Raw genomic sequence first — 15,559 nt, forward strand, 5'->3', positions numbered from 1 at the left:
CGCACGACCTTCCCCGATGTCGACGGAGTGCCACGTCAGGACATCGCGCGCAAGTCGGCGATCGCCGCGCGTTTGGACTGGGCGATCGTAGATTCGCAGGCCGAGATCCAGACGGCGGCGATGGAGGGCTTCGACCTCGTCGCACAGTGGCCGGTCCGTGTCCGGGTGTGGGAGATCTCGTCGACCGAGTTCGTTCTCGCCGTCATCACCCATCACATCGCGTCTGACGGCGAGTCGCAGCTGCCGCTCGTCAGCGACCTGTTGACCGCGTACTTGGCACGGGTCGACGACGAGGCTCCGGCATTCGCGCCGCTGCCCGTCCAGTACGCCGACGTCGCCCTGTGGCAGCACGCCGTCCTCGGATCACCCGAGGACGGCGACTCGGTGGTCTACCGTCAACTCGACTACTGGCGTGATCGACTGGCCGGCCTGCCCGACGTGCTCGACCTGCCGACAGATAGGGCCCGGCCGCAGATCGCGACCCACGACGGGCGCAACCTTCGATTCGAGATCCCCGCGGCGATCGGTGAGCGACTGGAAGCAGTGGCGAAGGCTCGCGGTGCGACGCCGTTCATGGTCCTGCACGCAGCGTTGGCGGTAGTTCTGGCGCGGCTGTCGGCGACCGACGACATCGCCGTCGCGACACCCGTCGCCGGACGCGGTCAGCGTGAACTCGACGCGCTCGTCGGGATGTTCATCAACACTCTCGTGTTGCGTGCGACAGTCGACCCCGCGATGTCGTTCGACGAACTCGTCGATCAGGTTCGGGCGTCCGACCTCGACGCATTCGCCCACTCCGACGTCCCGTTCGAATCGGTCGTCGACGCGGTCGACCCGGTCCGGAGCGAGGCGTTCGCGCCGCTCGCACAGGTGATCCTGTCGTTCGCTCCGGGAGCATCCGTCACCGATGTGGATCTGTCGGTCGCGGGCCTGGACATCGAACCGGTCGAGACCGAGCACCTGCCGGCGCAGGTCGACCTGTACATCACGGTCTCGCCTCGCGACGGCGGTGACTGGGCCGGATCGATCACCTTTGCGACGGACCTGTTCGACACTTCCACGGTCGAGCAGTTCAATCGGCGCTTCGTCGCCGCACTCGACGGCTTGACCGCCGCACCGGCCGCGGCCGTGGGCGACGTGTCGCTGCTGACCGATGCGGATCTGGCTGCGGAGGCGGCACGGGAGTGGGGTCCCGAGAGGGGACTGCCCGCGATTGCGTCGATTCCGGAGGCGGTTGCAGCGCAGGTCGCGCAGACCCCGGACGCCACGGCACTCGTGTTCGGAGACCGTGAGGTGACATACCGAGAGTTCGGCGACCGTGTGAACTCTTTGGCGGCTGAGCTTGTCGCGGCAGGTGTCGGGCCGGATGTGGCGGTTGCACTGTGCATTCCGCGTTCGGTGGAGATGATGGTCGCCATTCACGCGATCCTCGCGGCGGGCGGCCAGTACGTGCCGATCGACACGGCGGTGCCGGGTGATCGTGCCGAGTACATGCTGACCACCGCCGACGCCAAGCTGCTGCTCGTCGCCGATCCGGCCGACGTGTCGGACGTCGTGTTCGCCGCGGCGTCGAGTGGCGTGCGGCTGGTGCGGGTGGACGCTTCGGGGCCGGTGGATGCGTCGACGCCACCGGTCTATCGATCGGTCGGTGGTGATTCCGCTGCGTACACGTTGTTCACGTCGGGTTCGACGGGTATGCCGAAGGGTGTGACCTTGTCGCACGAGGCGGTGTTGAACCGCCTGTGGTGGGGACTCGACGAGCTGCCGATCGACGAGACCGATCGGATTCTGCAGAAGACGCCGTACACGTTCGACTGTTCGGTTCCGGAGCTGTTCGCGCCGTTGATCGCCGGCTCGACGCTGGTGGTGTTGAAGGCCGGGGGCCATCTGGAACCGCAGTACGTGGCGTCGGAGATCGCTCGCACGCGGGCGACGATGGTGCATTTTGTTCCGTCGATGCTGTCGGTGTTCCTCGAGGTTGTCGGAGCCGACCGGATTCGAGAGTTGGATTCGGTGCGGATCGTCTCCTGCACGGGTGAGGCGCTTCCCCCGTCGATGGCGGCGCAGGTCCGCGAGATCTGGCCGGACATCGACTTCTACAACCTGTACGGGCCGACCGAGGCAGCCGTGGAGATCACGTACGAGAAGATCGGTGCGATCTCGGCGGACGACCCGACGGTCCCGATCGGTGTCCCGATGTGGAACTCGTCGGCCGTCGTGCTGGACTCGCGTCTGCGGCGGGTGCCGACAGGTGTTCCGGGAGAGTTGTATCTCGGAGGCGTTCAGTTGGCCCGCGGGTACGCTGCGCGCGGTGCGTTGACTGCGGAGCGTTTTGTCGCCGATCCGTTCGGTGAGCCGGGTGCACGCCTGTACCGCACAGGCGACCTCGTGCGCCGGTTGGCAGACGGTGGGCTCGAGTACCTGGGCCGTACGGACTTCCAGGTTAAGCTGCGGGGTCAGCGCATCGAGCTTGGGGAGATCGAAGCCGTGGTGGCCGGTGCGCCGGGAGTGGTGCACGCGGCTGTGACGGTCGCGGCGGCTCCGGGTGGCGGTGAGCATCTCGTCGCTTACGTCGCGGGTGCTCAGGGACAGCATGTGGACGTCGATGGTGCCAAGGCTGCGGCGGCGAAGGCACTGCCCGCGTACATGGTGCCGACAGTGTGGATGGTGCTCGACGACATCACGCTGAACACGGCGGGCAAAATCGATCGGAAGGCGCTGCCTGCACCCGAGTTCGGGTCGCTGGACACCGAGTATGTCGCTCCAGCATCGGACGTGGAGGCCGCGGTCGCGCAGGCGTTCGCCGATGTCCTCGGTGTGGACAAGGTGTCGGTGACGGACGACTTCTTCGACGTCGGAGGCAACTCGCTGTCGGCGATGCGCCTGGTGGCGCGGGCCGGTGCGGCGCTCGGCGTGGAACTGTCGGTGCGTGATCTGTTCGACGCCCCGTCGGTGCGTGAACTGGTGGCCGCGTCGGGCGGCAAGTCGGCTGCGCTGGCGCCGATCGTCGCGGTGGACCCGCGACCCGACTTGATCCCGCTGTCGTTCGCACAGCGACGGATGTGGTTCATCAACCAGCTCGACACCGACTCGCCTGCCTACAACCTGCCGTCCGTGCTGCGCGTGCGCGGGGAGTTCGACCCGGACACCCTGCACGTCGCGGTCCTCGACCTGGTGGCGCGGCACGAGCCGTTGCGGACCACCTTCCCGGCAGTCGACGGCGAACCGCGACAGAAGATCGCTCGGGCGTCCGCAGTGGCCGCCCGCCTGGACTGGGGCATCGTCGACTCGCTCGCCGAGATCGAAGAGGCGGCGGCCACCGGTTTCGACGTGACACGCCAGTTCCCGATTCGCGTGAGGGTGTCGGAGATCGCTCCGGATGAGCACGTGCTCGCACTGATCACTCACCACATCGCCTCCGACGGCGAGTCGATGACCCCGATGATCACCGACCTCGTGACCGCCTACCTGGCGCGCGTCGAGGACGCCGAACCGCAGTTCGCTCCGTTGGCCGTCCAGTACGCGGATTACGCGCTCTGGCAACAGGATCAGCTCGGCTCACCCGACGATCCGAACTCGGTCGCCGGGCAGCAGCTCGCACACTGGCAGGGACGCCTCGCGGGCCTGCCCGACCTGGTGGAGCTGCCCGCGGACCGGCCACGTCCGGCGGTGGCGAGCCGCCGCGGCGACAACGTCCGATTCGAGATCCCGGCGGATGTCGCCGCGAGGATCGCTGAACGTGCCCACGAGCACGGGGCGACCCCGTTCATGGTGGTGCACGCCGCCCTCGCTGCGATGGTCGCCCGGCTGACCGCGCAGGACGACATCGCGATCGGGACACCGATCGCCGGTCGCGGCCACGCCGAACTCGACCCGTTGATCGGCATGTTCGTCAACACCTTGGTGCTGCGCACACTCGTCGAAGGCAACGGCAGCTTCGCCGAGTTGCTTTCGGCGGCGAAGAACGCCGACCTGGACGCGTTCGCGAACGCCGACGTCCCGTTCGAGACGATCGTCGACGCAGTGAACCCCGCGCGGTCGGACGCCTTCGCGGCGTTCAGCCAGGTGTGGCTCACCTTCGACCAGTCCACCCTGCCGGAGATGGCGGGAGCGAACCTCGCAGCCGGTGAGATCGGCGGCCTCGCCGTCGAACCGGTCGACACCGGGGTGAACCCGGCCCGCGTCGACCTCCTGGTGTCGATTGCACAGGGCGCCGACGGTGAGGGATGGCAGGGCGCCATGCGCTATGCCACCGACCTGTACGACGCGTCGACCGTTCAGCAGTTCGCCGACTACCTGGTGGGCATCCTCGACGCGGCACTGGCCGACCCGAGTCTTCCGGTCGGCGATCTGCCACTGGTGGAACTCGACCACGGTGCCGTGCCGTCCGCCGTCACGCCGGTCACGGCGACCCCGGGTCGCGAGTACCGGGTGACCGATCCGCTCGACGGCGCACCCGGTGCCCCTAACGGCGTCAAGGGGCCGATGGTCGTCAGCGGCCTCTCCACCGAGCCGGTTCTGCTCCGCGACATGTTCGCGCGTGCAGCAGCCGAGTTCGCGTCGCGACAGGCCGTCGTGGACGCGACGGGGACGGTGCTCACCTACTCCGATCTCGATGCACGATCGAACCAGCTCGCGCGATGGCTGATCGGCAAGGGCGTCGGCACCGAATCGCTCGTGGCACTCGCCATCTCGCGGTCCGTCGACCTGCTGACCGCCATCTGGGCGGTCGCCAAGACCGGCGGCGGTTACGTACCCGTCGATCCGACCTATCCGGCCGATCGTGTGCAGGCGATGATCGAGGATTCCGGCGCGATGCTCGGGCTCGCAGTCGCCGCGTCCGGTGACCTTCCGGACCCGGGCTTCGACTGGCTGCGCCTCGACTCCACCGAGGTCGCGGACGCGATCGACAGCGCGTCCACGGCATCGATCACCGACGCGGAGACCATCGCGCCGGTTCGGATTCACAACACCGCCTACGTGATCTACACATCGGGATCCACCGGCCGCCCGAAGGGCGTCGCCGTGACCCACGCGGGCCTGGCGAACTTCGCGGAAGAGGAGCGTCGCCGCTCGAGCGCCGACGAATACGCACGAGTCCTCGGCTTCGCGTCGCCGAGCTTCGACGCGTCAGTCCTCGAGTACCTGCTCGCCACCGTCTCCGGAGGCGTCCTGATCTATCGGCCCGACGACGCCGTCGGCGGACCGGTCCTGCAGGACTTCATGATGAGGCAGGCCGTCACACACACGTTCCTGACCCCGACGGTCCTCTCGACACTGGAATCGGCGGGTCTGCCCGCGCTGCGCGTGGTGTACGCCGGCGGTGAAGCCGTCCCGGCGGCGCTGCGCGACGAATGGTCGCAGATGCGCCGGATCCAGAATCTGTACGGGCCCACCGAGACCACCATCGGTGTCACCATCAGCGAACCGATGCAGCCGGGCACTCCGGTCTACCTCGGCGGCCCGATCAACGGTGTGGGTCTGCTGATCCTCGACAACCGCCTCAAGCCGGTCCCGGTCGGGGTACCCGGCGAGCTGTACGTGGTCGGCAACGCGGTGTCACGCGGCTACCTGGACCATCCGGGCCTCACCGCGGTCCGGTTCGTCGCCAACCCCTACGGCGTTCCCGGCGACCGGATGTACCGCACGGGCGACGTGGTCCGGTGGCGCAAGGGTGACACCGGCCAGATGGTCATCGAGTACTCGGGCCGCAGCGACGACCAGGTGAAGCTGCGCGGTCTGCGCATCGAGCTCGGCGAGATCGAGGCCGTCATGGCCTCGCATCAGGCCGTCGACTCCGCAGTAGTCGTCGGAGTAGGAGGCTCGGTCGCGACCGCACTCGCCGGGTACGTCGTCCCCCGAACGTCGAGTGCAGTCGAGACGATTGATGTCGCGGAGCTGAAGGACTTCCTGTCCGAACGACTCCCGTCGCACATGGTGCCCGCATCGATCACGGTCCTCGACGCACTGCCGTTGACGCCGGTCGGAAAGCTCGACAAGCGGGCGCTGCCCGCGCCGGTGATCGAGGCGGCCGTCTACGTAGCACCCGCGACCGACGCCGAACGGGCGGTCGCCGCCGTGTACGCCGACCTCCTCGGCACCGACCAGGTGTCGGTCACGGAGAGCTTCTTCGACCTCGGCGGCAACTCGCTGTCGGCCACGCGAGTCGCGGCCCGCGTCTCCGACGCACTCGACGTCGAGGTGTCGATCCGCGACGTGTTCGACGCACCGAGCGCTCGTGAACTCGCCGCAGCCGTCGCAGGTCACGGTTCCGCATTGCCGCCGGTGACAGTCGTCGACCCGCGACCGGAACAGGTACCCCTGTCGTACGCGCAGCAGCGCATGTGGTTCATCAACCAGTTCGACCCGAGCCTGCCGACGTACAACGTTCCGATCGCCCTCCGACTGTCCGGACCACTCGACGTCGATGCACTGCACGCGGCGTTCACCGACGTCGTCGATCGTCACGAGGTGTTGCGGACTACCTTCCCGGCCCTCGACGGTGTGCCGTACCAGCAGATTCACCCCGCCGGTGCGGGTCTCGACTGGGCCGTCGTCGACAGTCGTGACGGCATCGAGGCGGCTGTCTCGACGGGATTCGACGTGTCTGTCGACCTGCCGCTGAGGGCACGGATCTGGGCGGCTGCGGAGAACGAGCACGTCCTCGCAGTGGTCGCCCACCACATCGCGGCCGACGGCGAGTCGATGGCGCCGTTGATCACCGATGCCGTGATCGCCTACCTCGCACGGGTGGGCGGCCGTGCCCCCGAATTCGCGCCGTTGCAGGTGCAGTTCGCCGACTACGCGATCTGGCAGCGTGAAGTCCTCGGCTCCACCGCCGACGCGGACTCGGTGCTCGGCCGTCAGCTCGCGTACTGGACTGAGCGTCTCGCCGGGCTGCCGGACGTGCTCGAACTACCGTCCGACCGTCCGCGTCCGGCGGTGGCGTCGGAACAGGGCGGCAGCGTCGAGTTCACCGTGCCGGCCGAGGTCGCCGACCGAGTGTTCGACCTGTCCGCGACCACCGGGGCCACCGCCTTCATGGTGGTGCACTCGGCTCTCGCCGCTTTCCTCGCCCGGATGACCGACACCGAGGACATCGCGGTGTCGACACCTGTCGCCGGCCGCGGGCACGCGGCGCTCGACCCGCTCGTGGGCATGTTCGTGAACACCCTCGTACTGCGATCGGTGGTCGACCAACGACAGTCATTCAGCGAGCTGCTCGACCAGGTCCGCGTCGGTGACCTCGACGCCTTCGGAAACGCCGACGTCCCGTTCGAGACGATCGTCGAAGCGGTCGATCCGGTGCGCAGTGAGGCGTTCGCGCCGCTCGCGCAGGTTATGCTGACGTTCGCCCAGGGCAGCGGTCCGTCGTTCGACGACACCGACGGCGCCCTCGGCGGACTGAGCATCGCGCCGGTCGAAGACATCGTCCCGCCGGCGAAACTCGACCTCGCCGTGAATCTGGCCGTCGCCGAAGACGGCGAGGACTGGGCGGCGTCGTTCACATATGCCACCGATCTGTTCGACGCGTCGACGGTCGAGGAGTTCGCGACCCGATTCGTCGCACTGCTCACGGAACTGACGGCCGACCCGGAGTCGCCGATCGGCGACGCCCCGCTGATCCCGCTCGATGAGCAGCGCGCCATCGCCGACGCGTCGTGGGGTGAGATCGTCGAGGTCCCGGCGTTCGCGACGATCGGCGACGCCGTCGCCGCGCAGATCGCGGCGACACCGGACGCCGTCGCGCTCGCCTTCGACGGACGTGAGGTCTCGTACGGGGAGCTCGGCGCCCGCGTGAACACCCTGGCGCGGGAACTGACCACGGCCGGAGTCGGCCCCGACGTCGCCGTGGGCGTGTGCCTGCCGCGGTCGATCGAGATGGTCGTCGCCGTCCACGCGGTGATCGCCGCGGGCGGACAGTACGTGCCCATCGACACGGCAGCCCCCGCCGATCGGGTCGAGTACATGATGTCGACTGCAGGCGCCGCGCTTGTCCTCACCTCGACGGGAGAGGCGCCCGCACCGGTCGCTGGTCTGGCGGGCGTGCCCGTGATCTCCGTCGATGCCTCCGGCCCTGTTCCCGCTGATCCGGGTCCGATCACCGAGTCGTGCGCCGCAGACGACGCCGCGTACACCCTCTTCACGTCCGGTTCGACAGGACGGCCGAAGGGCGTGACCGTGTCGCACCGCGCCGTTCTCAACCGTCTGTGGTGGGGCCTCGACGCGTTCCCATGGGCCGGCCCGTCCGACACCTCGGGCGGCGACCGGGTGATCCAGAAGACGCCGTACACCTTCGACGTGTCGGTGCCGGAACTGTTCGGACCGCTCCTGACCGGGGCCACCGTGGTCATCGCGAAGCCGGGCGGTCACACCGACCCCGAGTACATCGCCGACCTCATCGAGGAGACGGCCGCGACGTCGGTGCACTTCGTCCCGTCGATGCTGTCGGTGTTCCTCGACGTCGTCGACTCCGAGCGACTGTCCCGTCTCACGTCGCTGACATGGGTGTTCGCGTCTGGCGAGGCACTTCCGCCCGCGACGGTCGCCGCGACCAACGCCGTGTGGCCGCACGTGCAGATCCACAACCTGTTCGGCCCCACCGAAGCGGCCGTCGAGGTCGGCTGGGCCGACGTGTCCGATGTCCCTGCGCTGGTGACGATCGGTCGACCCGTGTGGAACACGTCGATGGTGATCCTCGACTCCCGCCTGCAGCAGGTACCCGTGGGTGTGCCCGGCGAGCTGTACCTCGGCGGCGTTCAGGTGGCGCGCGGCTACGCGGCGCAGGCCGGCCTGACCGCGGAACGCTTCGTCGCCGATCCGTCCGGAGCGCCGGGCTCTCGCCTCTACCGCACCGGCGACCTCGTGCGGCGAGGCCTCGACGGGAACATCGAATACCTCGGCCGTACCGACTTCCAGGTGAAGCTGCGCGGTCAGCGCATCGAGCTGGGGGAGATCGAGTCCGTGCTGGCGAGTGCACCAGGAGTGGTTCACGCAGCCGCGACTGTCGCCACCGCGCCGGGCGGCGGTGAGCATCTCGTCGGGTACCTGTCTCCGTCGACGGTCGACCTCGACGCCGTCCGCGACGTCGTCGACGCGGCACTGCCGGAATACATGCGTCCGTCGGTGTGGTCGCTCATCGACGACGTCGTTCTCGGCTCGGCGGGCAAGCTCGACCGCAAGGCGCTGCCCGAGCCCGACTTCACGACCACGGTCTCCGATTACGTGCCACCCGCGACCACGATCGAAGAGACGCTGGCGTCGATCGTCGCCGGTGTGCTCGGGCTGGAGCGGGTAAGCGTCACTGAGAGCTTCTTCGCACTCGGCGGCGACTCGATCATGTCGATCCAGCTGGCGTCGGCAGCACGCGGTGCGGGCCTGGAGCTGTCGCCGCGTGAGATCTTCGAGAACCGCACCGTCCGGGCGATGGCGACAGCCGTCGCCGACGACTCCGCGCGGCTGCCTGTGCTCGCGGAACTGCCGGGTGGCGGTGCGGGCGACTCGGCGATCCCGTCTGTCGTCTCGTGGATGATCGAGCTCACGGGCGGCACGTCGAGCGCGGTCTCCGCGTACGCCGACCTCTCGCAATCGGCCACGTTGACCGCACCGAAGGGTCTGGACCGCGACGGTCTCGCCGAGGTCGTCGACGCGGTCGTGGCCGCGCACCCGATGCTGGCGGCGCGCCTCACCCCGGCGTGGACGCTCACCGCGGGAGCGGGTGCGGCCTTCACCGACCTCGTCTCCGTCGACCACGCTGTCGGATCGGACGAGTACACCAGTGCTCTGCACGATGCGTTCGCCGCGGCGTCGCGGCGACTCGACCCGACGAGCGGATCGCTCGTGTCGGCGATCGCCGTGATGGACCCGACCGGCGACGGTCGAGTGGTCGTGGTGATCCACCATCTCGGCGTCGACGCCGTCTCGTGGCCGATTCTGATCGAAGACTTCGTGACCGCCTGGGCGCAGCGGGCATCCGGCGTTCCGATCGCGCTGCGTCCAGAGGTGACGTCGGGCCGTGCGTGGTTCGGTGCGATCGCCGCACAGAAGACCGAACGGCTCGTCGAGGCCGACTACTGGCTCGACCGACTCCCGGAGACCGCCACCGATCTCGGCGGCGTCCTCGACCCAGAACGCGACACGATGGGCACCGAGCAGTCGGTGATCCACCGGGTGTCGCCGGCCCTCACCGAAGCGCTGCTGACCACTGTTCCCGAGGCCTTCGGGACTCCCGGCGCCCAGGGCAGCGCCAACGACGCGATGCTCGGTGCACTGGCCCGCGCGGTCCGGTCGTGGCAGGCCGACCGCGGCATCGTCGACGACGCGCCCGTCGGGTTCCTCGTCGAGACTCACGGACGCGACGAGGCGATCGTCGCAGGCAGCAGTGATCCGCACCGCGCCGACCTGACGCGAACCGCCGGCTGGTTCACCACGATCGCGCCGATCTCGGTCGATCCCGGCGCCGATGCGGCGCACGCGGTGAAGGCGGCGAAGGAGGAACGTCTCGGACAGCCGGACGCCGGAGTCGGATTCGGTCTGCTGCGCTACACCGAGGGCTCTGAACTGGGCGCGCGGCCGTTGCCGAGCATCGGGTTCAACTTCTTCGGCGCAGGCCGCGCCGGATCGTCGTCTGACGAGACACCCGAACCGCTGGCGTTCTCGGGAGCAGTCGACGCGCCGTCGTTCCCGCCGTCCGCGACCGGGACCATGCCCGTCCTGAACGCACTCAGTGTGAACGTCGGGACCGCGGTGGTCTCGGATCCGAGCGGGAATCAGCGAGTGCTCTCGGCGAACTTCTCGTTCCCGTCGGCTCTGCTCGACGCCGATGCCGTCGCCGATCTCGCTCGACGCTGGGAGCACGAGCTCGCCGCAGTCGTCGACGCCGCAGAGTCCGGTCCCGGACTGTCGCCGTCGGACGTTCCCGGCGTAGCCGTGACACAGGCGGACCTCGACACTCTCGACCTCCGGTTCCCCGGGGCGGCCGTGTGGCCGCTGACGCCGCTGCAACGTGGTCTCGCATTCCAGTCCGAGCTCACCTCTTCGCAGGTCGATGTCTACGTGACGCAGGCGGTCCTGACGCTGGGCGGAAGCTTGGACGTCGAGAAGCTGCGACGTGCTGCGACCGACCTGCTCGCTCACCACCAGGTGCTGCGGACGGGATACGTTCGGACCGAGTCGGGGGAGACCGTCGCCGTCGTCCCCTGTCACGTGGACCTGCCGTGGTCGGTGATCGACCTCGACGAGAAGTCGGCCGAGGCCGCAGCCGAGCGCGTGAAGGACATCGCGCGCAGACAGCGTCTGCTCCCGTTCGATCTCGAGACGCCGCCGCTCATCCGGTTCGTCGTGGTCCGTCAGGCGGGAAGCTACAGCTTGGTCGTCACGAACCATCACATCCTGCTCGACGGCTGGTCCGGCCCCCTGGTCCTCGCCGACGTCCTCGCGTTGTACGTGACCGGATCGCCGTTCACTGCAGCGGCCGGAACCCCGTCGGATGGTCAGCGGACCGGCTTCGGCGACTACCTCCGGTACATCGCGGACACCGACGAGGAAGCCGGACTCGCGGCGTGGGCGCAGGTCGTCGCACCGCTCGACGACGCGACCCTCGTCGCGGTCGGGGCCGAAGCGTCGTCGGACGCGATGCCTCGCGACCTCACCGCCACCCTCGACGCCGAGGCGACCAAGGCGGTTGAACACTTGGCGCGCGCTCAGGGCGTCACCTTGTCGACGGTGCTGCAGGCGGCCTGGGCCGTTCTGCTGTCGCGGCTCACCGGCAACCGTGTCGTCGCCTTCGGCGAGACGGTGTCGGGTCGTCCGGCGGACCTCGACGGCGTCGAGTCGGTCGTCGGCCTGTTCATCAACACGCTGCCGGCCGTGGTCGACGTGGATCCGCACGCGAGCGTCGCCCAGGTGCTCGGGCGACTCCAGCAGGCGAAGGTGTCGGTGCTCGACTACCAGCACCTCGGCCTCCCGCAGATCACGGCGCTCACCGGCATGCCGACGCTGTTCAACACGCTCACCGTCCACGAGTCGTACCCGGTGGACAACGAGTCGCTGTCGACCGCGGACGCATCGATGACCGGGGGACTCGAGATCCTCGGCGTCGATGCGACCGATGCGACGCACTACCCGCTGAACCTCGCGACGATGATGTCCGGCGATCTGCTCGCGCTGAAGCTCAAGTACCTGCCGTCGGCGTTCGACGACGAGCAGGCGGCGATGCTGTCGGCCGCGTTCGTTCGGATCCTCACGTCGATGGTCGCCGAACCGCAGGCGCTGACATCATCGATCAGCTTGCTGACCGACGAGCAGGCCGCAGGTCTCACGCCGGTCGGCGGAGGCGACGGCACCGAGCCGGTCCTGTTGGCCGACATGTTCTCCGGGGCGGCCGCAGCCCATCCGGACCGGGTCGCGGTGACGGACGCCGACGGCGGATCGCTCACCTACGCTCAACTCGACAAACGCTCGAACCGGCTGGCCCGAGCGCTGATCAGTCAGGGTGCGGGCGCGGAGACGCTGATCGCACTGGCCATTCCGCGGTCCGTTGAACTGTTCACCGCGGTATGGGCGGTCGCGAAGACCGGCGGCGGGTACGTGCCCATCGACCCGGACTATCCGGCCGACCGCGTCCGCGCGATGGTCGAGGACTCCGGCGCCACGTTCGGTCTGCGGACACCGGCGTCGGGGCAGTTGCCGTCGACGGGCTTCGACTGGTTCGACCTGTCGGGCTTCGACCTCACGGAGCTCGGCGGAGACCCGATCGACTCGAGTGAACTGCTGCGACCGGTCCGGACCGCGAACACCGCGTACGTCATCTACACCTCCGGCTCCACCGGCAGGCCCAAGGGCGTGTCGGTGACGCACTCCGGTCTCGCGAACTTCGGCGCCCAGGAGTCGGTCCGCCTGCGCGCAGGCGATGCACCGGTGGTGCTCGGCTTCGCATCACCGAGTTTCGATGCGTCCGTCCTCGAGTACCTCCTCGCGGTGCGGAACGGCGGCACCCTCGTGTACCGCCCCGCAGACGCCGTCGGCGGTCCCGCACTCGGCGAGTTCATGGCGGCGCAGAAGATCACGCACACGTTCCTCACACCGACGGTCCTGTCGACCGTCGACGCGTCGACGCTGCCCGATCTGGTGTCGCTCGCGGCCGGTGGGGAAGCGGTCCCGGACGGCGTCGTCGAACAGTGGTCGGCGCACACCGAGATCCGCAACCTGTACGGACCCACCGAGACCACGATCGGCATCACGATCAGCGAGCCGATGGCCGCGGGCCGGCCGGTGCGCCTCGGACCTCCGATCGGCGGTGTCGGCCTGCTGGTGCTGGACGCCAACCTGCGTCCGGCGCCCGTCGGCGTGTCGGGCGAACTGTATGTCGCCGGATGTGCGCTGTCGCGCGGTTACCTCGATCGCCCGGGCCTCACCGCCGAACGGTTCGTCGCGAACCCGTTCGGCGAGCCCGGCGACCGCATGTACCGCACCGGTGACGTGGTCCGGTGGGTCGTCGATCGTGCGGGCGCCCTCGTGGTCGAGTACTCGGGTCGCAGCGACGATCAGGTCAAACTGCGTGGTCTGCGTATCGAACTCGGCGAGATCGAAGCGGTCCTGGCGTCGCATCCGTCGGTCGAGACGGCGATCGTCGTCAGCACGGGCGGTTCGGTCGCGACGGCGTTGGCGGGCTATGTCGTGGCCTCCACTGACGTCACCGTCGCCGACCTGCGAGACCACCTCGCGACCCGACTGCCCGCCTACATGGTGCCGTCGACGATCACGCTGCTCGACGAGCTGCCCCTCACTCCGGTCGGCAAGCTGGACAAGCGCGCTCTGCCCGAGCCGGAAGTCGTCGTCGAGGAGTCCGTCGCCGCGGCGAACGACACGGAAGCAGCGATCGCCGCGGTGTTCGCCGACGTGCTCGGGATCGACGGCGTGAGTGTCACCGCATCGTTCTTCGATCTCGGCGGCAACTCCCTGTCGGCGACCCGCGTGGCGGGCCGCGTCGGGGAGGCACTCGGCGTGGACGTGTCGGTGCGCGAAGTGTTCGAGGCGCCGTCGGCCCGCGACCTCGCCGCCGCGGTGGCCGATCGGGCCGCCGCACTCGCCCCGGTCACCGCGATCGTCGACCGACCCGACCGGATTCCGCTGTCGTTCGCGCAGTCGAGGATCTGGTTCATCAGTCAACTCGAACCCGAGGCGCCGACCTACAACATCCCGATCGGCTTGAAACTGACAGGAGACCTGGACGTCGACGCATTGCGCACCGCGATCGGCGACGTCGTGGCGCGACACGAGGTGCTCCGCACGTCGTTCCCGGCACACGAGGGCGAACCGTACCAACGGATCCATCCGGTCGATTCGTCTGCCGCTGTTCCCGACATCGCGATCGTCGACACCCACGAGGAGCTCCTCGCGGCCGCCACCACCGGTTTCGACGTGTCCGGGTCGGTGCCGTTCCGCGTCCGCCTGCAGTCCACGAACGGGGAGTGGATCCTCCTCGCGGTGCTGCATCACCTCCTCGGTGACGGTGAATCCATGCGGCCCCTGGTCACCGACATGGTGACCGCGTACCTCTCGCGCAGTCGAGGTGAGACGCCGCAGTTCACGGACCTGCCCGTCCAGTTCGCCGACTTCGCGATGTGGCAGCACCGGGTACTCGGCGACCCGTCCGACACGGGGTCGGTGATCGGCCGTCAACTCGAGCAGTGGGCAGACCGGCTCGCCGGTGTTCCCGACGTGATCGACCTGCCCGCCGATCGCCCGCGGCCCGCGGTGGCATCCGGGCGAGGGGAGATGGTGAGCGTCGACATCTCCGCGCCCATCGGTGCGAAGGTCGCCGACGTCGCACGCGATCACGGTGTCACCCCGTTCATGGTGGTGCACGCCGCGCTCGCAGTGCTGATGTCCAGGTTGTCGGCAACCGACGACATCACCGTCGCCACGCCGATCGCCGGTCGCGGCCAATCGGTGCTCGACGATCTCGTCGGCATGTTCGCCGGGACGCTGGTGCTCCGCACCGGAGTCGAGCCGGGCATGTCGTTCGCCGACCTGCTCGACGAGGTCCGTGACGTCGACCTGGAAGCGTTCGCACACGCCGACGTGCCGTTCGAGGCAGTCGTGGAGAGGGTGAACCCGACGAGGTCCCAGGCGTTCTCGCCGTTGGCCCAGGTGATGCTGACGATGGTTCAACCGGGCCCCACCGGCCCCGTGTTCAGCGGCGACATCGAGGTGACCCCTCTTGAACCGCTCGCCGTCGCCGCGCAACTCGACCTGCAGTTCGCGGTGGCAGCCGAACCAGGAGGAGACTGGCGGCTGAACCTGGTCTACGCGACCGACCTGTACGACGAGGTCACCGTCACGGCAACCGCCCGACGGTTCGTGGCGCTGCTCGACGCGTTGACCGCGTCGCCGTACGCCCCGGTGGGCGCGGCGCCGCTCCTCGCCGACGGTGAGGCGGACGAACTCGTCGACTGGTCGACGGGAGCACCGTCGCGCGCGCGGCCGGAGGTCACCCTCGCCACGATGATCGATCCCCGCCTGACAGACAACCGACCGACCGAGACCGACAAGTGAA

Annotated in this window: 1 protein-coding gene (cut by a window edge); it reads left to right on the forward strand. The window is 68.9% G+C overall.

The window, feature by feature from the left end; all coding sequences use genetic code 11:
* Positions 1-15,558: the 3' end of a non-ribosomal peptide synthase/polyketide synthase gene (locus WFK36_RS02090; RefSeq protein ID WP_336789253.1), read on the forward strand. It extends 24,321 nt beyond the left edge of the window; 15,558 of the gene's 39,879 nt are visible here — the last part of the coding sequence; its start codon lies beyond the left edge, outside the window; the stop codon is at positions 15,556-15,558.
* Position 15,559: the final 1 nt, after the last annotated feature.

Origin of the sequence: Gordonia malaquae, assembly GCF_037148075.1 — a bacterium.
GTDB classification, from domain to species: domain Bacteria; phylum Actinomycetota; class Actinomycetes; order Mycobacteriales; family Mycobacteriaceae; genus Gordonia; species Gordonia malaquae.